The sequence below is a fragment of the Chromobacterium haemolyticum genome (assembly GCF_002081825.1).
GTDB lineage: Bacteria > Pseudomonadota > Gammaproteobacteria > Burkholderiales > Chromobacteriaceae > Chromobacterium > Chromobacterium fluminis.
The window spans coordinates 44,588-68,180 of the sequence record NZ_MUKU01000027.1 but is presented as its reverse complement, the minus strand read 5'-3'; the positions used below and the strand labels follow the sequence as shown (position 1 = coordinate 68,180).

Genomic DNA, 23,593 nt, shown 5'->3' with positions numbered 1-23,593 from the left:
CAGCGTCAGACCGACGGATCTGAGCTTTACGACGGCGCTGCATTATTTGCGCTACGAGTGGAGCTGGCTAGCAATCAGCAGCCCCGGCACCTTGCCGGCGCGGCTGCTTCGCCTGCGCGAGCGCTTGGGTGAATTGCTACTTTCGAAACAACGGCGAGGGCGTGAATGCCCTCGCGTTGTGAAAAAGCAGCCGTCCCGTTACCCGATCAAACAAGTTCGATCCGCTAAGTGAACGGCATTACCGCCGAGGCGGTGCTTTTTTCATGACAGGCTTCAACGCCTCTTTCTATCCACTCCGCCACAGCGCAGCAGATCGTAAGCAGACTCTTAGCCTCGCTTGACCTTGGGCGGCTTGGCCAGCTGCTTCAGCGCCTGCGCCACCGCCACCAGGCCGAAGCTGGCGGTGACCGTCATCGCCGCGCCGAAGCCGGCGCAGGACAGCCCCTGCGGGCCGCGCACCGCTGTCGCGTCGCAAGCCTGTTGTTCCGAGGTGTCCGGATAAACGAGCTGTTCGGTGGAGAACACGCAGGGGACGTGCAGCTTCTTGCCGGGTTCGCGGCTGAACTGGTGGTGACGGCGCAGGTTGTAGCGCAGCTTGGAGAGCAGCGGGTCGTAAGTGACCTCGCCCAGGTCCGCCACCCGGATCAGCGTGGGGTCGGTCTGGCCGCCGGCGCCGCCGGACACGATGAAAGGCTGGCGACGGCGCACGCACCAGGCCGCCATCGCGGTTTTGATGCGCAGGCTGTCGATGCAGTCGATGATGAAATCGTAACCCTGGCCCAGCAGCTGCTCCAGATTGTCCTCGGTGACGAAGTCCTCGATCTCGATCACCTGGCAGGCCGGGTTGATCGCGCGCGCGCGCTCGGCCAGCGCGGTAACCTTGGCCATGCCGTAGTTGGGGTCCAGCGCGGGCAACTGGCGGTTGGTGTTGGACTCGGCCACATTGTCCAGGTCTATCAGAGTCAGCTTGCCGATGGCGCTGCGCGCCAGCGCTTCCACCGCCCAGGAGCCGACGCCGCCGACGCCGACCACGCAAACGTGGGCTGCCTGAAAGCGTGCCAGCGCCTCCTGCCCGTAAAGACGGGCGATGCCGCCGAAGCGGCGTTCCAGATCTGCGTTGTGGGTGTCCATGCGTGCAATCGTCAACAATCAAATCGGCGAAGGATACTGCAAGGCTCGGCAACTGGCCAGTGCGTCGGCCATCGACGCGGCGCTTGCCCGCGGTCAAAAAAACCACAGTTAAGTGGCTGATTGCTGGGAACCTTTCGCCGTCGGAGCTATCCTTCATTCCAGGTCGGCCATGAAGCGCTTCCTGCTCTTCCTCTGGCCGGCCGGCCTTTGTCACCGCAAGGGAGATTCCCATGAAGCAGCAAAGATTCGATATTGATCTGGACAAGCATTACAACGCCACCGTCGTGGTCGCCTGCGAGGAATGCGGCCATGAAATCCGTCATCATCTCAAGTCCCTACACCCCGACAGCGTGTTGCGCTGCCATTGCGGCGCCCATGTAACCATGAGCCCGCTGACCGTTCAACAGGCTGAGCGCCGCGTAAGCGAGATCAAGCAATCGTATCGAATCCACTAAACCACTGCTGACAATCTGAGAGTGTTCCCACCGGCCGTTCGGGCCGGACTCGCCGGGCATAACCCGGCCTCCCGCAGCAGCGACACGGCGACCGCAAGGTCGCCGTTTGTATTTGCCGGCCTGGCGGAGTTGCCGGTTCAACCCGAGGACAGCTGCGCGTCGTAGTCGCGGAAACCGTCTTCCACCGCCGGTAGAATGTCGACGAACTCAAAGTAAGGCTCGGTGAGGAGTTTGCTGTCGCGCAGCGCGTCGATCAGGTAATAGAAATCCTTGATTGATTCCGTTTCGAACAGCGCGATGTCGCTGCAGCGAGCGGTAAAGGCCTCGGCGTCGAACCAGCGCATGCGTACCGTCGGATAGCGCGCGTAGATCGGACGCAGGGTTTCCGTTTCGAATCGCCGGCGCTCCGGCCGGCTCAAGCGCAGCCAGTTGGGATGGACGCGCAGCAGCGCGAAGAAGGCGTAGCTTTGGCTCATGGTTCCGCTTTCAGGGTGGGTTGGAGTCGCTTTCAATGTATCCGCCCTTGTCAGCGGGTAAAACTCGTGTTCTGCTAAGCCTTTGTCACCGTCTTCTCGCCGCAGGCTCCGTTGCCGCGGCGCAAGCCCTCCGCCCTTACGGACCGTCGCATGCCCATGATTCCGCAAGCCCGAAAACAACCCGGTCAAGCCCGCTCCCGCCACGTGGTGGCGGCGATTCTGGAGGCGGCGGCTCGCATTCTGGAGCGTGAAGGCTATGCCGGGCTGACCACCAATAAGGCGGCGGAGCTGGCCGGCGTGGGCATCGGCTCTTTGTACCAGTACTTTCCCAATAAACAGGCGCTGGTGGCGGCGCTGCATGGCCGCCACGGCGAGGAAACCCTGACCACGGCGCGGGAGGCCTTGCGCTTGAGCGCCGGCCTGCCCTGGCGAGCGCAGCTGGAGTGTTTGGTGTCCGCTTGTCTGCGCCTGCATCTGGCCGCGCCCGGGCTGCATCGGGTATTGGAGCGGGAGTGGCCGCAGTTTGATTTGCCGCCGGCGTTCAATCCGCTGGACGCCGCGTTGCTGGACTGCGTGGCGGAGTGGCTGGCCGGTTGCGGCCTGCCCGCCGAGCGCGCGCCGCGCCTGCTGCGGATGGCGGACAGCCTGATTCACGGCTTGGCGTTGGAGGACGCGCCGGACGAGGCGGAATTGACGCGCTGCGTCGCGGCGGCCTTGGCCGCCTACCTGACCTTGCCGCGGCAAGGGCCCGAAATTTCTACTTAGCGAAGGAGCTAATCATGCAATGGATTGATGTGCGCAGCGACACCGTGACCCAACCGACGCCGGCGATGCGGGAGGCGATGTTCAACGCCGAGGTGGGCGACGACGTCTACGGCGACGATCCCACGGTGCAAGCGCTGGAACAACTGGCCGCGGAAAAGCTGGGCAAGGAAGCTGCGCTGTTCGTGCCTACCGGCAATTTCGGCAACCAACTGGCCATCTTCACCCATTGCCAGCGTGGCGACGAGGTGATTTTGGAAGAAGGCTGTCACATTGTCTGGCACGAAACCGGCGGCGCGGCGGTGATAGGCGGGGTGCAGCTGCGCACCATCGCCGGCGTGGACGGCGTGATGTCGCCCGAGGCGATAGAGCAGCGCATCCGCGTTGGCGAGGACATCCACTGGCCGCGCACCGGCTTGATCTGCCTGGAAAACGCGCACTGCAACGGCCGCGTGATTCCTTTGGAAGCGATGGCCGCCAGCGCCGAGGCGGCGCGCCGCCATCATGTGCCGGTGCATCTGGACGGCGCGCGTATTTTCAACGCCGCCGCCCATCTGGGCTGCGAGGCGCGAGACATCGCCCAATACGCCGACACGGTGATGTTCTGCCTGTCCAAGGGCCTGGCCGCGCCGGTGGGCTCCATCCTGGCCGGCAGCGCGGATTTCATCGCCCGCGCGCGCCGCAACCGCAAGTTGCTGGGCGGCGGCATGCGCCAGGCGGGGGTCATCGCCGCGCCCGGCATCGTGGCGCTAAACGAGATGGTGGACAGGCTCAAGGACGATCACGCCAACGCCCGCTACTTGGCCGAGCGGCTGGCGACGCTGCCCTGCGTCGAGGTGAAGCTGGAGGACGTGCACATCAATATGGTGTGGTTCCGCTTCACCGCCGACATCGACGTGGCCGAGTTGATGGCCGCGTTGCGCCAGGCCGGCGTCAAGGCCAATCCGCCCGAGGGCGGCCTGATGCGCATCGTCACCCACTGGCAGGTGCGGCGCGAGGATCTGGATCGGCTGGTGGAGGTGCTGCAACGGGTGTTGTCCGACTGAACGGAGGCCCGGCGGCTATAAATAAGCCGCTGCGGCGTGGAAAAGGGAGGCGGAATGAAACGATGGCTGAGCGCCTGCTGCGCCGCGCTGGCTTGCGGCGGCGCTTTGGCGGGCTCTTTGGACGAGGTGAGGCTGTTCAGCAGCGGCGATCCACCTTATGTGGAGCTGGGTCCGGACGGCCGGATCAGCGGCGGGCTGGCGGTGGTGCCCGTTTTGGCCATTCTGGACCATCTCGGCCTGCCGCCGTCGCGCATCGAGACGGTGCCGTGGGCGCGGGCCTACGAGGAGGCCAAGACCCGGCCGGGCGCGGCGATCTTTCCCATCGCCAAAACCCGGGAGCGGCGCAAGCACCTGAACTTCGCCGTCAAGCTGCTGGATTCCGACGTGTATTTCTATCAGTTGGCGTCGCGCCGGGATATCCAGGCTCCGACCTTGGCGGCGGCCAAGCGTTACTCGGTGTGCGTGGTGCTGGGGGATTACCGGCAAGAGTATCTGAAGACGCAAGGCTTTCCGAGATTGGATCCGACTTCCGATTCCAGCATCAACGTCAAGAAGCTGGTGTCCGGTCGCTGCGACCTGCTGCCCGCCACCGAGATCGGTATGCGCAGCAAGCTCAAGTCCTTGGGGCTGGACGCGGCGCTGGTGCGGCGCGGCATGAAGCTGGCGCAGCTGGACAGCGCCCTGTACGCCGCCTTCAATCGCGGTACCGCGCCGGAGGTCATCGCCCGTTTCAAGGCCGCCGCGCGGAGCGTGGATTAGCGCCGAGTTTGGCGTTGGCGGCGCGGGGTGCTAACCTCGCGGCCATTGATCCGCAACCGTGATGACGCCGATGTCCGACTATAACGCTCCCGATCCCCACGCCTGGCTGGAAAACCTGGACGACCCCGCCGCCGCCGAATGGGTGGCCGAGCAGAACGCGCGCGCCCAGGCGCGGCTGGACGCGGACCCGCGTTTCGCCGGCCTGCGCGACGAAATCCTCGCCCACCTGCGCGATACCCGCCAGATCCCGTTCTGTGCCGAGCATGAGGGCTGGCTGTACAACTTCCACCAGGACGAAGCGCATCCGCGCGGCATTTACCGCCGCACCACGCTGGCGGCCTACCGCGCCGCCGAGCAGGACTGGCAGATCGTGCTGGACATCGACGCGCTGGCCGAGGCCGCCGACGAGGACTGGTATCTGGACGGCGTGTCCCATTGCACGCTGGCGCCCTTGCAAGCCATGGTGCACCTGACCGCCGGCGGCGGCGACGCCGGCATCGCGCGCGAATACGATCTGGCCGCCGGAACCTGGCGGCCGGACGGTTTCAGCTTTCCGGAAGGCAAGAGCCATGTGGCCTGGCGCGATCCGGACAGCGCCTGGGTCTGCCCCGGTTGGCCGGGCGCGCCGCTGACCCGTTCCGGCTACCCGCGCGAAGTGTGGCTGGTGGAGCGCGGCGAGGAAGGCCGGCATGCCTGGAGCCAGGTGTTCGCCGCCGGCGAGGACGCGATGATGGTGGCCGCCTGGCGCTTCCTCGACGCCGACGGCGCGCCGCTGGACCTGATTGAGTGCTCGGACAGCTTCTACAGCAAAACCTACCATCTGATCGACGACGAACTGGAAACCCAGGCGCTGCCGCTGCCGGCCAAGGCCGAGCTGGAGGCTTATCTGCACGGTGATTTGATCGTCAAGCTGGCCGAAGACTGGGACGCCGCCGGAACCGTCTATCCGGCTGGCGCCTTGCTGGCGGTGGCGCTGGAGCCGTTGCGGCAGGGGCGGATCGCCGCGCAATTGCTGGTGGCGCCGCAGCCGCGCTTGGCGGTGGAGTCGGTGGAGACCACGCGCGCCAGCGTGGTGGTCAATCTGTTGGACCAAGTTAAAAGCCGGCTGCTGGCTTTCGACAAGGCGGACGGCGTCTGGCGCGAGCGCGCCCTGCCCACGCCCAGCGGCGGGGTGATCGAGTTTGCCGACCAGCCCTGGAACAGCGACATCCTGTGCTACAGCTTCAGCGATTTCCTGACCCCCACCGGCCTGTACCGGCTGGACGTGGCCAGCGGCCAGCAGGAATGCCTGCGTCGTCAGCCGGAGGCTTTCGATCCGGCCGACTTCGTCGCCGAGCAATGGCAGGCGCGCGCGCCGGACGGCGAAAGTATCCCTTACTTCGTGGTGCGCCGCCGCGACGCGCCGCTGGACGGTGCCACGCCCACCTTGCTGTACGGTTACGGCGGTTTCGAAGTGCCGATGATGCCTTACTACGTGGAGAACTTCGGCCCGCACTGGCTGCAGCGCGGCGGCGCCTTCGCGCTGGCCTGCATCCGCGGAGGCGGCGAATTCGGCCCCGGCTGGCACCAGGCGGCGCAGGGCGTGAACCGCCAAGTGGGTTTCGACGACTTCATCGCGGTGGCGGAAGACATGGTGGCGCGCGGTTTGACCGTGCCGGCCAGGCTGGGCATCGAGGGCGGCAGCAACGGCGGCCTGCTGGTGGGCGCCTGCATGACGCAGCGGCCGGAATTGTTCGGCGCGGTGGTGTGCGAAGTGCCGCTGCTGGACATGTTGCGCTATACCGAGCTGCTGGCCGGCGCCAGCTGGATAGACGAATACGGCGACCCGGAGGATCCGGCGCAACGGCCGGCGCTGGAGGCGTATTCGCCCTACCACCGGCTACGCGGCGATCTGGCCTATCCGCTGGCCCTGTTCACCACCAGCGCCAAGGACGACCGCGTGCACCCGGCGCATGCGCGCAAGATGGTGGCGCGGATGCGGGAGCTGGGTCACGACGCGCTGCTGCTGGAAACCGAGGCCGGCGGCCATAGCGGCAACGCTGGCCAGGAGCAGACCGCGCAGGAACTGGCGCGGGTGCTGGTCTATCTGTATCAGCGGCTGATGGATTGAGCGGGGGCGGGCGCTGCGGCGAGCGCCGGCAATTCCTCCAGGAAGGCCGCGCGCGAGCGCACGCCGGCGGTGCCCGGCTCTTTCTTGTCGTCCTGGATCAGGCGCACGAAGACCAGCGAGCGTTCGCCCTTATTGGCCCAGCCCACATACCAGCCGTAGGGGTGTTCCTCGTCGAACTCGCCGTCCGCCTTGCGCGGATAAGCCATGCCGGTTTTGCCGTGAGCCTGCCAGCCGTCCGCCGCCGCGCTGGTTTCCACGATCTTCATCGTCAGTTCCTGCGCGCGCTTGGACACCGGTAGTTCAAGGTTGACCAGCTTGCGCACAAAGGCCAGCTGTTCCAGCGGCGACACTTGCAGCGAAGAAGCGATCCAGGCGCGCTCCAGGCCGTTGTGCTTGCCCGGGTCGCCGCTGAAGTCGGCGTTGCCGTAGCCGAAGGCGTCGGCGTAACGGCCCAGCCGCTCCTCGCCCAAGGCCTGGGCGATCTGCTGTGAATACCACACCACTGAATATTTCAACCAGCGCACCGGGTCGGTGGGCTGCTTCCAGTTGTCGCCGCCCCAGTCCACATAGCCGTCCCGATAAGGCAGCGCCGGCTGGTGCTCGCTCTGGAGGAAGCCGGAGTCGAAGCCCATCACGCTGAGCGGAATCTTGAAGGTGGAGGCCGGGGTGTGGCGTTGTTCGCAGTTGCCCTGCTGCAGCAGGATGTCGCCGCTTTTGGCGTCGGCGAGCAGGGTGCACAGCGTGGCGGCGTGGGCGGGCAGGCTGAACAAGCCGGCGCAGATCAGGCCGGCGGCGGCGAGGCGTGGTGCATTCATGATGTTTCCCTATGGTGGATTCGGCGCGGCGCGTCCATGGGATCGCCGCGGTCTGGAGTCAGATGGGGGGGCGGATTCCAAAGTTCCACGCGTGGGCCGCTCAGGAGGCCGCTTGCCGCTTCAGCCAATCGCTGGGCGGTAGCCCCAGCCTCTGGGCAAACACCCGGCTGAGCGCGGCGGGGCTGGCGTAGCCCACTTGCGCGGCGATGCGTTTGATCGGCTGGCCCTGGCGCAGCTGATGACGGACGACGGCCAGCCGCCAGTCGGTCAGATAATCCAGCGGGGAGAGGCCGACTTGCTCGCGGAAGCGGGCGGCGAAGCGCGCGCGCGACATGCCGGCCTGTTCCGCCAGCAGTTCCACTGTCCAGCCGCGCTCCGGGCGTGCGTGGATGGCGTTGACGGCGCGTGCCAATTTGGGGTCGGACATGGCGGCGAAAACGCCGCTGTGGATTTGGCCGCCGTCTATCACCGCGCGTATCGCTTGAATCAGAAAGTATTCCATCAGCCGGTCCAGCGCCGCCTGGCGGGCGAAGCGTTCGGAGAAGGCTTCGTCGAACAGCAGTTGCAGCGTGGGCCGCAGGTTGGGGGCGTCGTCCAGGTAAAGCACCAGGTATTCCGGCAGCGCCAGCGCCAGCGGGCCGCCGGTCTTGAAGCCCAGATCCAGCATGGCGCAGACCAGGTCGGCGCCGCGTTCTCCCACCGGCAGCAGGGTGTGGGCGCTGGGGCGCGGAAACAGCAGCGCGCAGGGGCGGTCGGTATCCAGCACCAGGGTGTCGCGCAGCGTGCAACTCAGGCGGCCGCCTTTGAACAAATGCAGGTGGCCGGCCATGGCGCCGGGGTCGAAATCCACCACGTGGCATAGATTGCCGTGGTGGAACACGCGCGCGGAAAACGCGCTTTGCTGCAACAGGGGCGTCAACAAGTCCATTTCGATACGATCTGCAAAGTTTTCGAGACGATACGACATCGATTGTATTGCATGATGGCTTCCGTGCAGTCCCTATCGTTGTTCAACTTGAGAGTCAGGAGCCCATCATGTCCCGCATCCCCACCGTAAACCGCACTCAGGCCAGCCCGGAATTGGGCGCCACCCTGGACGCCGTCAAAACCAAACTGGGCATGGTGCCCAATCTGTTCTCCACCTTCGCTCAGTCGCCGGCGGTGTTGAACGCTTATCTGGGCTTCTCCGAGGCTTTGGCCAAGGGCAAGCTCAGCGCGCGCCAGCGCGAAGTGATCGCCTTGGCGGCCGCTCAGGCCAACGCCTGCCAGTACTGCCTGTCCGCCCATACCTTGATGAGCAAGGGCGCGGGTTTGAGCGAGGCGGACATCCAGTCGGCGCGGGCCGGCCAGGCCGCGGATGCGCAGACCGACGCGATCGCCCGGCTGACCGTGCAAATCGTCAGCCAGCGCGGAGTGTTGTCGGATCAGGACCTGGCCGCGGCGCGCGCCGCCGGCGTCGACGACGGCCTGCTGGTGGAGGTGATCGCCGCGGTGGCGCTGAACACGCTGACCAATTACGCCAATCTGATCGCCGGCACCGAGATCGATTTCCCGGTGGTGGACTTGTAGGCGGCGCTTGCCGTTGATTGAGCGCGGCCGAGGCTTGACCGGCGTACTGGGGTATGCCGGCGGCCTCGGCCGTTTTCGTGCGGGTTTTGTCCTGCTCAGCAATGCAGCCGGGCGTGGCGCTGACGCAGCGCCTGCGGCGCGAAGGTCGACGCCGCCGGTTCCGGCGCGCGGCAGCACTGTTCGGCGCAATCGCTGATGCGCTCCAACTGCCGCTGCAGCGCGGCGGCGTCGCAATCGGCCAGCGGCTGGCGGTTCCACAGCACCCAGTCCTGGCTGTGCTCGGATTGGCCGATCACCGGCTTGAGCGGATCGTCGCTGAACAGGTTCTGCCGCGGCGGCGGCGCGTCCGCTTGCGCCTGTTGCGGCGACAGGCAGCAGAACATCAGCAGTTGATGCGCCGGCTGTTCGCTCAGATGCAGCGCGTGTTCGCCCACTTGTAGGGTGAACAGCGCGTTGTCGATCTGTTCCGGCGGCTGCAGCGACAGGGATTGGCAAAGTTCGGCGACGGCGTGTTGGAAAGGCGTGGACATGTTTTTTTCTTCTTGGACGGGTGAATGGAAGCCGGCCGCGCGTGGCGGCCGGGGCATGGCGCTTATTCCGAGCGCTGTGGGCGCTGGGCGAGCAGTTGCTGCATGACCGTGGCGTACTGAGCACGCCACGGTTCCGCCGCGACGGGTTTATCCGCCGGCGAGGAAGGCTGCCCGGCTGACGGGTCCGCAGGGGCTGCGGGCTCATCCAGCCAGCCTTGCAGCAGCGCTCCGCCAATCGCGGGCATGGTTTTGGCCAGTTGGAGATCGGTCATCTGCCACAGCGGCGCGGAAATCTCGATGGAGGTTTTACTGAACGCGCTGCCGGTGCCGGCATCGGCATGGCGATGGCTCAAGGCCAGGGTGCGCATCGCCTCGCTTCCGCACTGCTTGAGCGGCCCTTCCGGCAATTGCGACAACATCTCGCGGTGCAGGCGGGTGACGTCTGCGCCGCTGGCGTGCAGCGCGTGCAGGTCTTGATCGCTGGGCAGCGGCAATTGCTTCAGGGTGTCCTTGATCAGCGCGGCAATCTCGATGTGGCTGAGCGAGTCCGGCGCAATCTCTCCATTCGCCATCTGTTGTTTCACGTTCTGCAATTTCTCGTGCGATGCCGGCACGCGGAAGGCGCCGTCCATATTGCGCTTATCCGCCAGGCTGGCCTGGAACGTATCGCACAGGCGGCAGAAATTGGCGGTGAACGACGCGGTGAGATGGGACTCGGGCGCTTGCTGAGCGCTGGCCGCGGCTGGCTTGGCCTGGCCGGCCAGCGTGCGTACCCAGTCCGGAATCGCGCCGAAGAAGCGGGCGACCCGGCCGCACAGCGGCTGGAAGAAACGGCGCACGTCGGACAGGCACTCGCTCAAGACCGCGTGGGCCTTGCCGCGGCTTTCGGCGCTGTCGTCGATGCGCACCGGCTTGCCGTTGAGGCTGCCGACTTGGGCGGCTGGGGCCTCGGGGGCCTGGGCCGGGGCGGGGGCTTGGCCGGCATTGGGCCGGATGGAGGTAAAGCCGAGAAATACCATGGTGGCGCTCCAGTGGCGTTGAAATGGGCGCCATTACATCGCGCCGCTCCGGCGATGGCTTTCAGGAAGCGCTCAGAACCTGTTTACGATCATCTGCGCGTCGATAGAGACATTGTGCGATGAGCGCCGTCTTCGAAATGCTCATGTAGCGCGTGTACGCACCGCTTTCTCAGCCGCAACACCTTGTTTCGCGCTGGCTCGCGAGACTTTGAACAGGCTCTCAGCCCGTTTTTTGGTCCGGCGGCTCGGCCGGGGGCTCGCCGATCAGGTAGCGCGGCCCCTGGCCCTGGCTGGCCGCGCAGTCGCCGGGGTTGTACAGCGCGCACTGGCTCAGCGACAGGCAGCCGCAGCCTATGCAGTTGCCCAGCCGGTCGCGCAGCCGGGTCAGTTCGTCTATGCGCTGTTGCAGGCGCGGCAGCCAGTCCGCGGACAAGGCCTCCCAGTCGCGAGGCGTCGGCGTGCGCTGGCTGGGCAAGGCGGCCAGCGAGCCGCGGATGTCGTCCAGGCTGATGCCGACGATCTGGGCCGCGCGGATGAAGGCGACGCGTCGCAGCGCGTCGCGCGGGTATTGGCGCTGGCCGCCGGCGGAACGGGCGCTGTGCAGCAGGCCTTGGCTTTCGTAGTAGCGCAGGGCGCTGGCGGCCACGCCGGAACGGCGCGCCAGCTCGCCTATGCTGAGCCAGGGGAAGGGTTTAGCAGTGGGAACGGCGGGCATGCGCGGACTCGCTTGACTTAAAGTTGACTTTAACTTTTATCGTAAGGTCATGATTTTTTCAAGGAGGACGCCATGAACGCGCCAAGCCGCCACACCGAACTGCATGCCTTGCTGGACGCCAACCATGAGTTTTCGCTGATGCACAGCGACACCACCAACCATTGCCCGATGGCGCTGACCGCCTTGGCGGAAATGGGGGCGGAGCCGCACCAGTTGCGCGCATTTTTCGATTTTTGGGAAAGCGAGCGCGCCGAGCCGGCGGAAGCGGCGGACTACGATATCGGCTGGGGACGTTGGGACGCGGCCTTGGGACGGCTGGACGCCTTCCCGGCGCTGCTCAGGGTGATGGAGGAGAGGGTGGCGGCGCGCGGCGTGGAAGAAACCGCGCGCGAGGCTTTGGGCAGCCTGCCGTTTTCACCCGGCGGCGGCGCTTTCCACCCCTTGATCCGGCTGGCTTTCGCCCTGCGCGCCGGCCATGACGGCGAGGCGGCGGCGGGTCTTGCCTATTATCTGAGCAGCTATCTGCGCTTGCCCGCCGGTTTGGACGCGAACGCGCCGGCGGCTTCGGCGGAGGACGGGCTGGCGAACTTGTCGCGGGCGATGGGCGGCTGGAACAGCCCGGATTACTGGATACACGATCGTTTCGACGCGGTGTTGGCCGATCCGCGTTTCGCCGCCGCCTTGCCCGGCTCGCCGCAAACGGAGGACTGGCTGGACGCGCTGGCGCGGGCGGCGCTGCGGGTGTACTGGCAGACCGACAACTTCACCGCGCTGCACATGGTGACGGCGACGCTGGCGCTGCGCGACGTGCTGGAGCATTTGCCCGGCCTGCCGGCGGAGGATTGGCGTCCCGCCTTGTGGCAGACCTTCTGCGTCGCCTATGTGTCCATCGGCGCGCCGGCGCTGGAGGCGGAGGAATTGCCGGACGAGCAACCGGCCTGGCCCTTATTGCTGCAGCGCGCGCTGAATGTGCGCAACGAGCATGTGATCAAACTGGTGTACGCCTGCCGGCGGGAGTTCCAGCGCAGCGGCGACGTCTTCTATCACGCGGCGGCGGCGCGGGCCTTGTGGGATGCGGTGTGAATCACCAGTCTTCCATCTCCTTGGGCACGCCGCCCGACATGATCGCGTCCTGCATCCATTGCTGCATCATGCCGGCAACGCCGATATTGCCCACCAGCGAGGTCATCAGCGCGGTGTGCAGCGGGGAGGCGGCGTCAATCTGTTCCAGCGTGCGCTGGATCATGTCGTTTTTCTGCTTCAAGGTGGTGAAGGCCAGTTCACCGGTGGCCGGGTCCTTGAACTCGCCCAGCAGCTTGCCGACGGCGTCGGCGTAGCGCTGTTTGTCCTCTTGCGAGTCGGACGCCGGCGGCGAGAGCTGGCGCAGCGCCGCGAGGAAGGCCACCGCTACCGGATCGGACTGGAAGTCCGGCCATTTGTGCGGCGGCGGCTCCACCGGCTTGGCGTCGTCGGCCTCCGGCGTTTCCGTTGGCGGCGCGGCGCCGTCGGCGTCTTGCGCCGCGGCCAGCAGCCGCTGTTGCAGCGGGATGACGTCGTCGCCGGGCGCGGCGGCGCGGCCCATGGCGGAAGGGGTTAGCGAGGGGATCATTCCGGGCTCCTGTCTGAGGCGGCCAAGGCCGCCAGATCTTGTTCCAGTTGCGCGATCAAGCCGCGCAGCGCCTGTTCCGACAAACGGCGGCAGTCTTGAGGCAAGGGCTCCAGGCATTGCAGCAGCTGGCGGCTGGCCGGTTCCACGTATTGTTCCGGCGAGAACTCCGCCGCCTGGTCCGCGCAGCGCATCATGAAGCGCGCGTCGGCGTGGTAGTCGATCTGGATGGCGCCGGGCCAGTTTTCCGCCAGCAGCGTCATCAGCTGCGGCTGCAGCGCGCGGGCGCGCTTGGGCAGTTGCAGGTAAAGAGTGGCGTCCGGCTGATCCAGGCCGCGCAGCCATTCGTCCAGCAGCAGCAGCAGCGTGTCCGGGTGGTCCACCGCCGCGGCCAGCATGGCGCGCGCCTCTTGCTCCAGCCGCTCGCGCCAGTTCCAAGCCATGGCCTGGCTGGCGGCCAGATGGGCGGCCGCGTGTTGCAGCGCGGCGAGCATGCCTTGCTGGTAGCCTTCCTGGCTGGCTTGCCGGCGCAAGGATTCGGCCTGGCGCTCGGCTTCGCGCAGCACGCGCTGCGCCTGTTGCCGCGCCTCGCGTTCCAGTTGGTCGGCGCGTTCGGCTCGGCGCAGCTGGCCGCGGCGTACCAGCACGCCTTCAGCGGCGGTCGGAGGGCGGGATGTGGGGATGTCTCTGGGCATGTTGTAGGGCCAAGGTCAGAATCAGGGCGTCGGCGGGCGGCTGCGGCGGCGCGGCGTCGGCCTCCGGCGGGAACTGCAGCGGCAAGCGTTGCGCCAAGGGGCGCGGCAGACGCTCGCGCCAAGCTTGCAGGCGGCCGTAGCCGGTGAGCAGCAGGGCGCCGTGGCTGAGCGCCGGCCGTTGCGCGGCGGCGGCGTCCGGTGGCAGCGCCACGGCGGCGAAGTCCTGCGCCCAGTCCGGTAGCCGTAGCAGGCCGGCTTGCCAGCCCAGGCCGGCGCGCAATGCGTGGCAGCCCAGCAGATAGGCGATTTGCGGCAAGCGCCGCCAGTGGCGTAGCCATTGCCGCGCCAGCGGGTCCAACTGGGCGTCGGCGCAGTCGCTGTCCAGCCGATAGGCGGAGATCAGCAGCTCATTGGCCGCCGCGCGCGCGGCGGCGGAGGCGGTCAGCGCCGGCGGCAGAACCAAGCGCCGCGGGTGCAGATAGGCCAGCGGGTCGTACAGCAGCGCTTGCAGTGCCGGCGAGCGGGCCGCGGGCCGGCTACTCATGGCCGGCCTGCGGCTCGGCGACGGGCGGCGTTGCCGCGGGTTTGGGCGCGCGGCGCTGCCACAGCCAGGCCGCCGCCGCGCCCAGGAGGGCGATCAGCGCCACGCCTGCCATCAGCCAGCTCAGGCCGGAGCCGCGTTCTTCCGTCGGCGCGGTGGGCGCCTGCTGCTGCGCTTCGCTGCGTCGCGACAACACCACCGAGATATTGTCGTAATCGATGTCGGCAAAGCTGTTCTTCAGGAAACGCTTGATATCGTTGACCATCTGCTCCGGGTCCACGTCGCGGTCGTACACCGCCAGCGCGGACAAATGGATGGGTTTGGCGGCGCGGCCGCCTTCGCCGGAATCCAGGTCGTAGCTGACATGCACGCGCGCGGACAGCACGCCGTCCATGGTTTGCAGCGACTGCTCCAGCCGCTGCTCGATGGCGGAGTACAGCCGCGCCTTTTCCGCGCGCGGCGAGGACACCAGGGAGTCCGCCGGGAACATCTGCGCCACTTCCACCCGCGGGCGCGACGGCAGGTTGTAGGCCTTTAGCCAGTCCACGGCGGCGGCGAAGTCCGGCTGCGCCACGGCGATGCTGAAGCCGGTCTTGCCGCGGTCGGTTTTGTCGGCCTCGATATTGTGGCGTTGCAAGACGGCAATCACTTCATTGGCCTGCTGCTGATCCAGGCCCTTGAGCAAGTCCTTCTGCTGGCAGCCGGTCAGCAGCAAGGCCAGCAATACGGCTTTGAAACCATGGCGGATCATGAGCGCAGCAGGCTTTCTACCGCGCCCACGGTCTTGCGGGTGAGGGTGCTGATCATGGACACCTCCAGGTTGTAATTGGAGGTGCGCTGCTGCATCTCCATCAGCATGGCGGGGTTGCTCAACAGGCCCGGCTGTTCCAGCCGTTGCAGGATGGCGTCCTTCTCCATACCTATATCGACGGCGTTTTGCGAGAAGGCCTGGATCAGGCGGTCGTCCAGCGACACGAGATTGTGCTCGGAGCGGGTGATGTCGCTGACCTGAGCGGTCAGCGCATCCAGCGAGCGGGCGACGATGGGGGTCATGGGCAGGTTCCAGGAGCGCCGGCGCGTGGCCGGCGTCGGGGTTTAGCGGAAGTTCTGAATAATGGCCGCGTCGATGTCCTTGAACACTTTGACGGTGTTGGACTGCGCGTTGCGGTACAGGTTGTACTCGGACAGCTTGCTCTGGTAATCGGCCAGCAACTGGGGGTTGGACGGGTTGCCGTTCAACTTTTTCAGCGCGTCGGTCAGTTCGGTTTGGAGCTTGCTGGTGCCGGTGTCGAACTCCTTGGACATGTCGCTGAGGGTCCAATCCGGATTAGAGATAATTGGCATGGTGGTTTTCCTTTGATTTACAGGGGTTTGGGGAAATACCAGTGGCCGGTCGTCATCTTGACGTAACCCTGGTTGCCGTACTTGAAGGACTTGCCCTTGAGCCAGTCGTCCTTCAATTCAATGGCGAATTGCACGTAGCGGCCGCCCCATTGGCGGTAGTAGTCGTCGACGAAGCGGCGTGCGCGCAATAGTTCGCCGTCGTCCAGCGAGCCCTGGATCACGAAGGTGACGCCGTTGGGCTGCTCGCTGCGCGTGAAGGGCAGCGCCTGGCGCGACAGGCCGGTTTCGGCCTGGCTCGCGGCGGCGGCGTCGTCCACCGGCACAATGTCCACCGCGTCGGCGTAGGGCATCTGCTCGGCCAGCCGCTGCGACAGCGCCTGACTGGCCGGCCCGCCCAGCGCGGCGCGCTGTTGGCTGACCCAAAGCTGAGGCCGGCGCGGGTTGTCCAGCTGCAAGCGGTAATAGGGCAGGTGCGGGTAGTGATCCGCCAGCCAGCGGCCGACGCGTTCGTTTTCCTGCCGCGGGCTGAGCACCCGCGCCGGGCGGTTGTAATCGCCGCGCGCCAGTACCTGCCGCGCCCAGGCGCTATCCCGCTCATTGGCGGCGGCGACGTAGAACACGCCGTCGCGGCCGGGCAACACCTGGAAGCGTTGGCTGTCGCGTCCCAGCAGCGCGTTCAATTCCGAGGCCTGGCGTTGAGGGGTGTTCCACAGCCAATAGCCGCCGCCTGCCAGCAACAGGACGGCGAGCACCGCCAGCGCCACCGCGGCGGCGGCGTGGCGACGCGCCGGTTTTTGCTCCGGCTGGGGCGCGTCCTGGCCGTGACCCAGCACCTCCGGCGACCAGGACAGGTGCTCCGGCCGCAGCGCCAGTTCCAGCGCGCCGATGCGCAGCGGGCGGTTGAATTCGGCCGGGCGCTCGTCCACGCCGGCGTCGCCCAGTTCGCGCAAAGTCACTCGGTCTGGCTCGGCGCGATCAATCAGCACTTCGAAATTGACGCCCCCCTGTTCCAGGGGAATGAACAGCGCGTCGGCCGGCAATTCCGGCAACTGGCCGGCTTCGGTCAGGGCGGCGGCCGGGCCCACCAGAAACAAGGTCTTGCCCGGTTGCAAAAGGAATTCGCAGCCGCGCAGCGGACTGTTGAGCAGGCGGACCACGATGGGCGCCGGCGCGGAGAGAGTAATGTCTTCAGCTGCCATGGTGTCTGTCGGTGAGTGCGCAAGGTTCTGCGATATTGGCATTCACTTTACGGACAAGACGGAACGGATTCCTGATGGAAAACCGATGAAATCTCGGGTGGGGAATCAGATTCGGGGAGGAGGGAAAAAGCATGGCGGCGTGCCGTGGTAGCGGCGGCCGCCATGTAAAGGGGGATCGGGGACGGCGCGGGTTTAGCGCTCTTGGGCGTCAGCGGCCCGCGCCGCCATTCTTTGTTCTCTAAGGGCCTGCCGTTCTTTCAATTCCTTGATGAGCTCATTTCCCGCCGGCGAGGCGGCCGAGGGTTTAGAACCCGGCTCCTTGCGCAGTTTTTGGCTTTGCTCGTCGCGTAATTGCTGTATATCCGCTGCGCTGGCCGCCGCGATCTTGTTCCAGACGCGCGCCGGGCCGGCAGCCGGGGCCGCCGCGTTGACGGGCGGCGGTGGGGGCGGCGGCGGCGGAATCTGCCCGGGCTGCGTTGGCCGCGGCGTGGCGGCCAGGACTGGAGACGCGGGAGCGGCCATTACGGCAGGCGCGGCTTGAACGACGGCGACCGATTGCTGCGGCGTCTTGACCGGGGCGCGCTTGCCGGCGGTGTCAGCCAGTTTTTGCTCAAAATCCTTGAGCGCCTCGGGCGTCATGCGTTGGCGCAGCAGCGCCATCGGGTCGCGCCTGGGCGTCGGAGCGGCATTGGCGCGGGTTGAGGCACTGTCCGCCAGGGGCATGGGCAGTCGCAGTTTGCCGGCGGGTCGAGCCAATGTTTTCGCGGGCGGCTGGGACGCCGCTTGTTGGAAAGCTTGCCGCAGTTGGCTGACCGAGCGGCTGGGCTGAGCCGTGCGCGGCGCTGGCTGAGGCGAGGCCGCCTGGCTGACGCCGCGCAGCTGGGCGGTCCAGGCCGGCTGCGGACAGGTTCTTGGGGCGGCGACCGGGGCCGCCACGGGCTGCGGGCGCGGCGGGGGAAGCGAGCGAATCATGAGAGCTCCTTGCTTGGGGGTGGGGCGGCTTGACGCAGTTTCTGATAGCGCCGCCACACTTGCTCGGCGTAACGCATGCGCAAGGCGCGGCGGCTGGGCGCGGTGCCGGCGTTGTAAGCGCCCACCGCCTCCCAGGAGTAACCGTAGCGTTTCATCATCTCGGCCAGGATGGAGGCGCCGACGATCACGGACAGGCAAGCGTCGCCCATCAACTGCGGTTCGGTGACGCCCAACTGGCGCAGCCGCGGCAGATGAGCGCTGTTGATCTGCATCAGGCCCAGGTCCCGGCTGCCGTCGCGGTTGCGTCCCACCGCGTCCGGCTTGAGCCCGGACTCCTGCTGGGCGATGGCGTAGAGCAAGTCCGGCGCGATATTGAACATGCGGCCGGCGCGATCCCAACAGTCCGCCCGCGCCCCGCCTGCGCACAACAAGAGAGCGGACAACAGGCCGACGCGGATCACGCGGCCTCCGGCTGGCAAGGCTGGGCCTGTTCCGCCAGTTCGCTCAGACGCGGATCGTGGCGCCAGGCCTTGATCCACAGATAGCCTTCGGCCTGCAATTGGCGCCAATGCTGGACTGCGGCCTCCGGGCCTTGCGCGGCCAGAATCAGCGGCAGCAGGCTGGACCGCACCTGGCGGCTGTCCACCTTGGCGAGGAAGGCCCGCAGCGCGGGCACCGCGGCGTCGCCGTGTCGGCAGTAATCGACATAGCAGTGATTGAGGGCGAGCAGGCCCGCTTCCTCGCCGGAGTCCCGCACCGCCTGCACCAGCTCGTCGGCTTGCGCGTACTGGCCTTGCAGCCCCAGCAACAGCGCCAGCACGCTTTGCAGCACCGGATGGTTCTGGCCGTATTGGCAGAGCTGGCGCTTGCCCAGCGACACCGCGTCTTCGATGCGGCGCTCGTAATAGGTCAGCCACAGTTTGAGAATGCTGGCGGAAATGCGCGAAGGATCGCGCTCCAGGCAGGCATCCAGCGCTTGTTGCGCCTGGGCCAGCTTGCCGGACAGGAATAAATGCCAGGCGTGGTAGTAATGGATGTCGACGGCATCCGGCGCCAGCAGCCGCGCCTGTTCGAACAGGGCCTCGGCCACCGCCTGCTGAGAGCGCATGCTGCTGAGCAGGGCCAGCAAGCCCAGCGCCTGCGGGTTGGCCGCGTCCAGCTCCACCGCCTTGTTCACCGCCTGCTGGGCCTGGCTCAGCGCCTGGGCCTGGTCGAACAGTCCCAGCTGGGCCAAGGTCAGATAGCACTCGGCCAAGCTGCAATAAGGCAGCGCGTGGCTGGGGCCGGCGTTGACGCACTGACGCAGCAGCATCAGCGCGCGGCGCAGGCTGGAGGGGGTGTGTTGTTGTAGTTCGTGGCGGCCGTTCAGATAGGTGATGGCCATGTCCAGAGAGCCCAGTTCATTGTTTTGCCCCTGATTCCAGCGCAGGCCGGGAATGCGTTGCGGCAGCAGGCTGGCCAGCCGGGTCTGCAGCGCGGTGATGGGCTGTTCCGGGCTTAGCTCTATGCTTTCATGGTGAATCAGTTGATGGCCGGCGGCGCGCACCAATTCCACCCGCAGTTTCCAGACGCCGCCTTGTTGCAGAGTCTGGCCGGCCAGGTAGTAGTCCGGGCGAAGCTGGTCGATCATCGCCACGATGTCGGTGACGTCGCGGCAGTTCTGGGTGATGGTGGCCGGCAGCACGATCAGGCCGAACGGCGAGTAGCGCGACAGACATTGCACCAGAGCGTTGTGCAGGCTGACCGCGTCCAGTTGAGGGTGGGTGCGGAAAGGCAGCACCGCCACCGAGCATTGAGCCGCGAGCGGCGTGGGTTTGGACACCATGGCCACCGGACGGCTGAAGCGATAGCCCTTGCCGTAAACGGTGTCGATGTAGCGGCAGTCCTTGGTTTCCAGCAGGATGCGCCGCAGCGCGTAGATGCAGCGGGTCAGCGATTCCTCGTTGACTTCGCCGTCCGGCCAGACGCGGTCCAAAAGCGCGTCCTTGCTGACCAGCTCTCCCGCCGCTTCCAGCAGAGCGGTCAGCACCGCCAGTTCCTTGGGCGGAATGCTGATTTGCTGCTCGCGATGCAGCAGCATGCCGTCGAAGTGCAAGACGAAGTCGCCAAAAACAAATTGCCTGTTCATGAAGCCATCTTTATGTAACGCCATCTTCTAGTTCCTCTTGCGCGCACGGCGCAATAGCGCACGGCGGACCATGCGGATCGAGTCGACCAATGCCGCGACTTGTGTGCTATTCCCCGTAGCATCGCTGCATGTCGGCGTGTTTTTTGTTCGGTGGATCTGTTGGGTGATTTGCGCTGGTTCTTGGGGCCGGCTGCGGATTCGCATCGCGCGACGTGTATCCGCCGCTTCCCGCCCGCTATCGCCTGGAATTGCCAGTGTCGTCAACTGACGCTCAAAGCCTTTATCCGGTCATAAAAACAGAGAGAGTGGATGGTACTTTTGCCGACGAGGGCCAGCTTGCAAAAAATGTTCAGCGAATGACATGGTCTTGTTCATCCTGTTCTTATGCCATGGGGTTGATAAATAGGGTTTTGATTTCCTTCGCATAAATTTGGGGTGTGTAGGAATACTACGTGAGGGAGTGCTTGCTACAAATGGGAAAACTCTCAAAAACGAGGGGGGCGGCGGGGGCTGGGCCGCGGCCGATTTATGCAAGTTCGGACAGGCGTGTTGGGGTAGTTTGACGCTGTCGCCGGGCATGCGCCGGCGGCCTCTCATCACCGTCGTTCTGGCCTCGCCGCCAAATCAGGAGCGTTTGAAATGCCTTTTAATGTTTCGTCGAAGCCGATCGCCAATCCCCCCGGTTTGGGGGGGCTGTCCGAGCCGCAGCCAAGCGTGGCGTCCGCGCGGCCGCAAAGCCTGCTCGCGGCCGCGCTGAGCGGCGGCGGCATGACGGCGCAGGCGCCGGCTGTCGAACAGAAGCCGGGAACCTGCGACGCCGACGCCTGGCAGGCAGTGCAAGCCGGGCTGGCTCGGGACTGTGCCAAATATTGCGATTTGGCGGCCCAAGGCGCGGCAGACAAGACAATCAGCGCTGAGACGCGCGGGCAATTGCAAGAGCTGCTGCCGAGCTTGACGGAGCTGAAGCAGCGGCTGCAGTCGGAAAGGCTGTCGCCGCTGGCGATGGCCGCGAACTTGAAGGCCGGCAACGGCGAAAACTAGACAGGCGCGCGGGCTCGGCCCGGCGTTTGAGCCGCGATGCGGCGCGAGGAGGCATCCATGTTGGACACAGTTGCAAGCGGGGCGGGTACGGTGCGGTTGCAGGGCTTCCGCCGTTTATCGGAATCTTCGGCCTCACGGCCGGCACAAGGCCTGGCCGCGGCGTTCAACGGCGCGCGGGGCGCGGCGGAACGCAGCGTGGAAGACGCGCCGCCGGCGCGGGGCAGCCAGGTGGTGCTCAGCGACGACAAGCTGCGTTTACGGCGCGAGGATCTGGGCCAGACCTTGCTGGCGATGAAACGCGAAGCGTATCGCCAGGCGGAGCCGGAGCGCTCGCGCTGGCCGCGCTGGGTGCAGGCGCTGAACATCCTTCCGCGCAGCCACGCAGTGACGCCCAAGACGGTGGCCATCGTGGAAAGCTTGCGGCGGACGCTGGCGGCCGGCGATGCGCGGACGCCGCTGGACATCAAGGAATGCGCGCGGCTGTCGCTGGACATGGAGGCGTTGGCGCGCACGGCGACGCCGGGCAGTCCGCTGGCGGAGCTGAGCCAGCGGCTGGCCCTGTTGGGTCAGGCGGCTTGGGCGCAATTGGCGCGGACGGAGGCGGAAGCGCAGCTGCTGCCGCAATTCCAGCGCTTTGATCAGCCGGGCGCCAGCCAGGAACGCAGCGTCGGCGGTGCGGTCGGCGTCGGCCTGGGGCTGGGAGAAGCCGGAGCCGGGGCCAAGGCCACTCTCAGCGTGGGCCTGGCCTGGAGCCGCGGCATGGACAACGACGACGAAGGCTTCGTATTCCAGAACCAAGGCAAGGCGGTGTCCGCGCGCGCCGGGGTCCAGGGCGGCGTCGGCGTCGCCTCCTTATCCGGCGCGGTGGAAGGCCGCCGCCAACGCACCGTGGCGACCGAATACGCCAGCGCCACCGCCTTCGTCAAACTGAAGGCGGACCAACTGGCTCACGGCTCGCGCCGAGACACTTTGGGCCTCAGCGCCCGCACCGCGGTGGGCGCCTTGATCCGCCTGTTCCGCCCCAGCCACGGCAATGAATTGCGCCAGTACCAGCAACTGCAACAGCAGGCGGCGGATCAACAACAACGGCTGGGCGTATTGCTGGGCTGGCTGGGGCAGCGCGACAGCGCCGCCTCCCTGCCCGGCGCGCAAGCGCCCTATCTGCCGCCCAGCAAGGTGGACAGCGTCAAGGGCAGCGCTTCCGCCCGCGCCGAAGCCGTCGGCGTCGGGGCCGGCGTTGGCGCGGCGGTGGAGCGCATCGACATCCAGGCCGACGCGCTGACGCCGATCTGGCAAGGCCTGCGCCAGGAGCAGGGCGCGGCGCGCAACGCGACGATCGCGCAGCAGCGGCTGGCCGGCATCGAACAAAAAGCCGCCGCGCTGATGGGCGCGGACGCGCGCAACCATCCGTTAAGCTGGCTCAGCGGCGCGCAGAACATGGCGGCGCTGCGCGAACTGGCGCCGGAAAAGCTGCGCGACGCGGCGGACGGTTTACGCGCCGAATTCGAACATTTTTGCGCCGTAGCCCAGCAACTGGACGCCGGCATCGGCAAGCGCCAGGGCGGCGCGGCGGTGGAGCGCTCGATCCAAGCCGCCTGGCGCGCGGGGAGCCGAGAGGAAACGCTGGCCAATATGGCGCTGGCCCACGCCGCGCTGACCCTGACCGCGGCGGGCAAGGGCGACGAGACCCTGTTGCAAAGCCTGGACCAGTTGGCGCCGCGTTTGTACGCGCCGCCCATCCGCCACGACGCGGCGGCGCTGGCCAAGCGCACCAGCTTTCACGACGTGCTGCGCCTGCAGATCCGCGACCGCAGCGTCGCCTTGGACCTGGGCGGCGCGCTGGGCCCGCTGGGTCTGAAAGCGGAAGCCTCGCTGACCGAGCGCACCCGCGTGCACCACAACCCGGTGCGCGCCGGCGACTACAAGGACGTGCGCTTGAGCCTGTCCGGCAATCTGAGCGGCTCTTGGCCGCTGGACGCCTTGCGCGACGCGCTGAGCGCGCAGCTGGCGCCGCACGGCCTGGCCGCCGAAGTGCCGGCGGCGCTGGCCGGCCTGCAAAGTTCCGTGGGGTTGCAAGGCGGCGGCGCGCTGACCCTGCTGCTGCGCTTTTACCGGCCGCAATACCAGACCCAGGCCGATTTCCCGGCCGAGGCCGCCGGCTTCCGGCTGCAACTGAGCCGGATCAGCGCCAGCGGCAACCTCGGTGTGTCCGCCTCCGGCGGCGTGCCGCTGCAGCCGGGGGTGTCGCTGGAACTGGGCCTTAACGCCGGCTCCTCCGCCACCGCGGTGCTGGGCGAGCGTTGGGGCGACAACAGCCTGAGCGCGCCGCTGATGCACTATCTGCACCTGAAGGCGGTGGACGAGAGCGAGCGTTGGTCGGCCATGAGAGAGGCGCAGCGCCCGGCGCTGGAAGCCCTGTGCCGCAAACTGGCCGAACCGGGCTCGGCAGCGCGGCAAGAGGCCGGCTACTACTTGAAGCGCCAGGGCGTGGACGGCGCGGATTTCTTCGCCGCGATGGCAGACTACGCCGCCAGCGGCTCCAGGCGCGCCGGGGACGCCGCGTTGGACGCGCTGGACGCGATGATGGAACGCCAGCTCCCTCTATGGCAGGCGGACAAGCAGAGTTTCGCCGGTTGGGAAGAACTGCCGCTGGCGCGCTAGCGGGCATGGACAAGGAACA

The 23,593-nt window shown here is 66.8% G+C and carries 26 protein-coding genes and 1 pseudogene; 10 read left to right on the top strand and 17 right to left on the bottom strand.

Annotation, left to right across the window (positions count from 1 at the left end):
• A pseudogene (locus tag B0T39_RS25905) lies at positions 1–232 on the top strand (IS4 family transposase); the annotation flags it as partial.
• A 95-nt stretch (positions 233–327) separates the two neighbouring features.
• On the opposite strand, the gene tcdA reads toward B0T39_RS25905, so the two are convergent.
• Positions 328–1,131, bottom strand: a complete 804-nt coding sequence (tcdA, locus tag B0T39_RS17790) for a tRNA cyclic N6-threonylcarbamoyladenosine(37) synthase TcdA (protein ID WP_081548907.1) — start codon at positions 1,129–1,131, stop codon at positions 328–330.
• Positions 1,132–1,361: 230 nt separating this feature from the next.
• Between tcdA and B0T39_RS17785 the strand changes: the two genes are divergently transcribed.
• On the top strand, positions 1,362–1,586 hold the full coding sequence (locus B0T39_RS17785) for a hypothetical protein (RefSeq protein WP_081548905.1): 225 nt from the start codon (positions 1,362–1,364) through the stop codon (positions 1,584–1,586).
• Positions 1,587–1,723: 137 nt separating this feature from the next.
• Here the strand turns inward: B0T39_RS17785 and B0T39_RS17780 are convergent, their stop codons facing one another.
• The gene (locus tag B0T39_RS17780; RefSeq protein WP_081548903.1) at positions 1,724–2,062 is read right to left on the bottom strand and encodes a darcynin family protein; all 339 of its coding nucleotides are present in this window, start codon (positions 2,060–2,062) and stop codon (positions 1,724–1,726) included.
• Positions 2,063–2,212: 150 nt separating this feature from the next.
• Here B0T39_RS17780 and B0T39_RS17775 point away from each other — a divergent pair, with 150 nt between their 5' ends.
• The 4 genes from B0T39_RS17775 (at position 2,213) to B0T39_RS17760 (ending at position 6,739) form a co-directional block, all read left to right on the top strand.
• Positions 2,213–2,827, top strand: a complete 615-nt coding sequence (locus B0T39_RS17775; RefSeq protein ID WP_081548901.1) for a TetR/AcrR family transcriptional regulator — start codon at positions 2,213–2,215, stop codon at positions 2,825–2,827.
• Positions 2,828–2,841: 14 nt separating this feature from the next.
• Entirely contained in the window at positions 2,842–3,870 is a 1,029-nt protein-coding gene (ltaE, locus tag B0T39_RS17770; protein WP_081548899.1) for a low-specificity L-threonine aldolase, read from the top strand.
• A gap of 54 nt (positions 3,871–3,924) precedes the next feature.
• The gene (locus tag B0T39_RS17765; protein WP_081548897.1) at positions 3,925–4,629 is read left to right on the top strand and encodes a substrate-binding periplasmic protein; all 705 of its coding nucleotides are present in this window, start codon (positions 3,925–3,927) and stop codon (positions 4,627–4,629) included.
• Between the two features lie 70 nt (positions 4,630–4,699).
• A complete protein-coding gene (locus tag B0T39_RS17760; protein WP_081548925.1) occupies positions 4,700–6,739 on the top strand; it encodes a prolyl oligopeptidase family serine peptidase in 2,040 nt (679 codons plus the stop codon).
• Here the strand turns inward: B0T39_RS17760 and blaOXA are convergent.
• Both blaOXA and B0T39_RS17750 read right to left on the bottom strand, forming a co-directional pair.
• A complete protein-coding gene (blaOXA, locus tag B0T39_RS17755) occupies positions 6,721–7,554 on the bottom strand; it encodes a class D beta-lactamase (protein ID WP_081548895.1) in 834 nt (277 codons plus the stop codon). The two genes, B0T39_RS17760 and blaOXA, sit on opposite strands and share 19 nt — an antisense overlap.
• A gap of 100 nt (positions 7,555–7,654) precedes the next feature.
• The gene (locus tag B0T39_RS17750; RefSeq protein ID WP_217806273.1) at positions 7,655–8,521 is read right to left on the bottom strand and encodes an AraC family transcriptional regulator; all 867 of its coding nucleotides are present in this window, start codon (positions 8,519–8,521) and stop codon (positions 7,655–7,657) included.
• Positions 8,522–8,589: 68 nt separating this feature from the next.
• On the opposite strand from B0T39_RS17750, the gene B0T39_RS17745 reads away from it, so the two are divergent.
• Entirely contained in the window at positions 8,590–9,123 is a 534-nt protein-coding gene (locus B0T39_RS17745; protein WP_081548891.1) for a carboxymuconolactone decarboxylase family protein, read from the top strand.
• 95 nt (positions 9,124–9,218) lie between these two features.
• Here B0T39_RS17745 and B0T39_RS17740 read toward each other — a convergent pair whose 3' ends face one another.
• The 3 genes from B0T39_RS17740 to soxR form a co-directional block, all read right to left on the bottom strand.
• A complete protein-coding gene (locus B0T39_RS17740) occupies positions 9,219–9,653 on the bottom strand; it encodes a CesT family type III secretion system chaperone (RefSeq protein ID WP_176219596.1) in 435 nt (144 codons plus the stop codon).
• 62 nt (positions 9,654–9,715) lie between these two features.
• Positions 9,716–10,672, bottom strand: a complete 957-nt coding sequence (locus tag B0T39_RS17735; protein WP_081548887.1) for a hypothetical protein — start codon at positions 10,670–10,672, stop codon at positions 9,716–9,718.
• Between the two features lie 220 nt (positions 10,673–10,892).
• Positions 10,893–11,387: a redox-sensitive transcriptional activator SoxR gene (soxR, locus tag B0T39_RS17730; protein ID WP_081548885.1), complete on the bottom strand. Its 495-nt coding sequence runs from the start codon at positions 11,385–11,387 to the stop codon at positions 10,893–10,895.
• A gap of 72 nt (positions 11,388–11,459) precedes the next feature.
• Between soxR and B0T39_RS17725 the strand changes: the two genes are divergently transcribed.
• Positions 11,460–12,470: a questin oxidase family protein gene (locus tag B0T39_RS17725; RefSeq protein ID WP_081548883.1), complete on the top strand. Its 1,011-nt coding sequence runs from the start codon at positions 11,460–11,462 to the stop codon at positions 12,468–12,470.
• A gap of 1 nt (position 12,471) precedes the next feature.
• On the opposite strand, the gene B0T39_RS17720 is transcribed toward B0T39_RS17725, so the two are convergent.
• From B0T39_RS17720 to B0T39_RS17675, 10 genes are all read right to left on the bottom strand, one after another.
• Entirely contained in the window at positions 12,472–12,996 is a 525-nt protein-coding gene (locus B0T39_RS17720; RefSeq protein WP_141111289.1) for a hypothetical protein, read from the bottom strand.
• Positions 12,993–13,688 (bottom strand): oxygen-regulated invasion protein OrgB, encoded by a 696-nt coding sequence (locus B0T39_RS17715; protein WP_141111288.1) that lies wholly within the window; start codon positions 13,686–13,688, stop codon positions 12,993–12,995. The genes B0T39_RS17720 and B0T39_RS17715 overlap by 4 nt, the downstream gene beginning before the upstream one ends.
• Positions 13,645–14,232, bottom strand: coding sequence for a type III secretion apparatus protein OrgA/MxiK (locus tag B0T39_RS17710; RefSeq protein ID WP_081548879.1), 588 nt, complete (start codon positions 14,230–14,232; stop codon positions 13,645–13,647). The genes B0T39_RS17715 and B0T39_RS17710 overlap by 44 nt, the downstream gene beginning before the upstream one ends.
• Complete coding sequence (locus B0T39_RS17705; protein ID WP_081548877.1) at positions 14,225–14,980, bottom strand: EscJ/YscJ/HrcJ family type III secretion inner membrane ring protein; 756 nt, start codon at positions 14,978–14,980, stop codon at positions 14,225–14,227. Before B0T39_RS17705 ends, B0T39_RS17710 begins: the two co-directional genes overlap by 8 nt.
• Positions 14,977–15,282: a type III secretion system inner rod subunit SctI gene (sctI, locus tag B0T39_RS17700; protein WP_176219595.1), complete on the bottom strand. Its 306-nt coding sequence runs from the start codon at positions 15,280–15,282 to the stop codon at positions 14,977–14,979. Before sctI ends, B0T39_RS17705 begins: the two co-directional genes overlap by 4 nt.
• Before the next feature lie 42 nt (positions 15,283–15,324).
• Positions 15,325–15,573 carry a type III secretion system needle complex protein gene (locus B0T39_RS17695; RefSeq protein ID WP_107732058.1) on the bottom strand — a complete coding sequence of 83 codons (249 nt, stop codon included), beginning with the start codon at positions 15,571–15,573 and terminating at the stop codon, positions 15,325–15,327.
• Between the two features lie 17 nt (positions 15,574–15,590).
• Entirely contained in the window at positions 15,591–16,772 is a 1,182-nt protein-coding gene (locus B0T39_RS17690) for a PrgH/EprH family type III secretion inner membrane ring protein (RefSeq protein WP_081548875.1), read from the bottom strand.
• 192 nt (positions 16,773–16,964) lie between these two features.
• Positions 16,965–17,432 carry a hypothetical protein gene (locus B0T39_RS25210; protein ID WP_141111287.1) on the bottom strand — a complete coding sequence of 156 codons (468 nt, stop codon included), beginning with the start codon at positions 17,430–17,432 and terminating at the stop codon, positions 16,965–16,967.
• A 308-nt stretch (positions 17,433–17,740) separates the two neighbouring features.
• Entirely contained in the window at positions 17,741–18,205 is a 465-nt protein-coding gene (gene iagB / locus B0T39_RS17680; RefSeq protein ID WP_205208309.1) for a type III secretion system invasion protein IagB, read from the bottom strand.
• Positions 18,202–19,896 carry a HilA/EilA family virulence transcriptional regulator gene (locus B0T39_RS17675; RefSeq protein WP_052370418.1) on the bottom strand — a complete coding sequence of 565 codons (1,695 nt, stop codon included), beginning with the start codon at positions 19,894–19,896 and terminating at the stop codon, positions 18,202–18,204. Before B0T39_RS17675 ends, iagB begins: the two co-directional genes overlap by 4 nt.
• Positions 19,897–20,511: 615 nt before the next feature.
• Between B0T39_RS17675 and B0T39_RS17670 the strand changes: the two genes are divergently transcribed.
• Complete coding sequence (locus B0T39_RS17670) at positions 20,512–20,913, top strand: hypothetical protein (protein ID WP_081548871.1); 402 nt, start codon at positions 20,512–20,514, stop codon at positions 20,911–20,913.
• Between the two features lie 57 nt (positions 20,914–20,970).
• A complete protein-coding gene (locus B0T39_RS17665) occupies positions 20,971–23,574 on the top strand; it encodes a hypothetical protein (protein ID WP_141111286.1) in 2,604 nt (867 codons plus the stop codon).
• Positions 23,575–23,593: the final 19 nt, after the last annotated feature.

Coding starts and splice junctions, on each gene's coding strand:
- tcdA (WP_081548907.1), bottom strand. CDS start 1,131: ATGGACACCCACAACGCAGATCTGGAACGCCGCTTCGGCGGCATCGCC.
- B0T39_RS17785 (WP_081548905.1), top strand. CDS start 1,362: ATGAAGCAGCAAAGATTCGATATTGATCTGGACAAGCATTACAACGCC.
- B0T39_RS17780 (WP_081548903.1), bottom strand. CDS start 2,062: ATGAGCCAAAGCTACGCCTTCTTCGCGCTGCTGCGCGTCCATCCCAAC.
- B0T39_RS17775 (WP_081548901.1), top strand. CDS start 2,213: ATGCCCATGATTCCGCAAGCCCGAAAACAACCCGGTCAAGCCCGCTCC.
- ltaE (WP_081548899.1), top strand. CDS start 2,842: ATGCAATGGATTGATGTGCGCAGCGACACCGTGACCCAACCGACGCCG.
- B0T39_RS17765 (WP_081548897.1), top strand. CDS start 3,925: ATGAAACGATGGCTGAGCGCCTGCTGCGCCGCGCTGGCTTGCGGCGGC.
- B0T39_RS17760 (WP_081548925.1), top strand. CDS start 4,700: ATGTCCGACTATAACGCTCCCGATCCCCACGCCTGGCTGGAAAACCTG.
- blaOXA (WP_081548895.1), bottom strand. CDS start 7,554: ATGAATGCACCACGCCTCGCCGCCGCCGGCCTGATCTGCGCCGGCTTG.
- B0T39_RS17750 (WP_217806273.1), bottom strand. CDS start 8,521: ATGTCGTATCGTCTCGAAAACTTTGCAGATCGTATCGAAATGGACTTG.
- B0T39_RS17745 (WP_081548891.1), top strand. CDS start 8,590: ATGTCCCGCATCCCCACCGTAAACCGCACTCAGGCCAGCCCGGAATTG.
- B0T39_RS17740 (WP_176219596.1), bottom strand. CDS start 9,653: ATGTCCACGCCTTTCCAACACGCCGTCGCCGAACTTTGCCAATCCCTG.
- B0T39_RS17735 (WP_081548887.1), bottom strand. CDS start 10,672: ATGGTATTTCTCGGCTTTACCTCCATCCGGCCCAATGCCGGCCAAGCC.
- soxR (WP_081548885.1), bottom strand. CDS start 11,387: ATGCCCGCCGTTCCCACTGCTAAACCCTTCCCCTGGCTCAGCATAGGC.
- B0T39_RS17725 (WP_081548883.1), top strand. CDS start 11,460: ATGAACGCGCCAAGCCGCCACACCGAACTGCATGCCTTGCTGGACGCC.
- B0T39_RS17720 (WP_141111289.1), bottom strand. CDS start 12,996: ATGATCCCCTCGCTAACCCCTTCCGCCATGGGCCGCGCCGCCGCGCCC.
- B0T39_RS17715 (WP_141111288.1), bottom strand. CDS start 13,688: ATGCCCAGAGACATCCCCACATCCCGCCCTCCGACCGCCGCTGAAGGC.
- B0T39_RS17710 (WP_081548879.1), bottom strand. CDS start 14,232: ATGAGTAGCCGGCCCGCGGCCCGCTCGCCGGCACTGCAAGCGCTGCTG.
- B0T39_RS17705 (WP_081548877.1), bottom strand. CDS start 14,980: ATGATCCGCCATGGTTTCAAAGCCGTATTGCTGGCCTTGCTGCTGACC.
- sctI (WP_176219595.1), bottom strand. CDS start 15,282: ATGACCCCCATCGTCGCCCGCTCGCTGGATGCGCTGACCGCTCAGGTC.
- B0T39_RS17695 (WP_107732058.1), bottom strand. CDS start 15,573: ATGCCAATTATCTCTAATCCGGATTGGACCCTCAGCGACATGTCCAAG.
- B0T39_RS17690 (WP_081548875.1), bottom strand. CDS start 16,772: ATGGCAGCTGAAGACATTACTCTCTCCGCGCCGGCGCCCATCGTGGTC.
- B0T39_RS25210 (WP_141111287.1), bottom strand. CDS start 17,432: ATGGCGCTGCTGCGCCAACGCATGACGCCCGAGGCGCTCAAGGATTTT.
- B0T39_RS17675 (WP_052370418.1), bottom strand. CDS start 19,896: ATGGCGTTACATAAAGATGGCTTCATGAACAGGCAATTTGTTTTTGGC.
- B0T39_RS17670 (WP_081548871.1), top strand. CDS start 20,512: ATGCCTTTTAATGTTTCGTCGAAGCCGATCGCCAATCCCCCCGGTTTG.
- B0T39_RS17665 (WP_141111286.1), top strand. CDS start 20,971: ATGTTGGACACAGTTGCAAGCGGGGCGGGTACGGTGCGGTTGCAGGGC.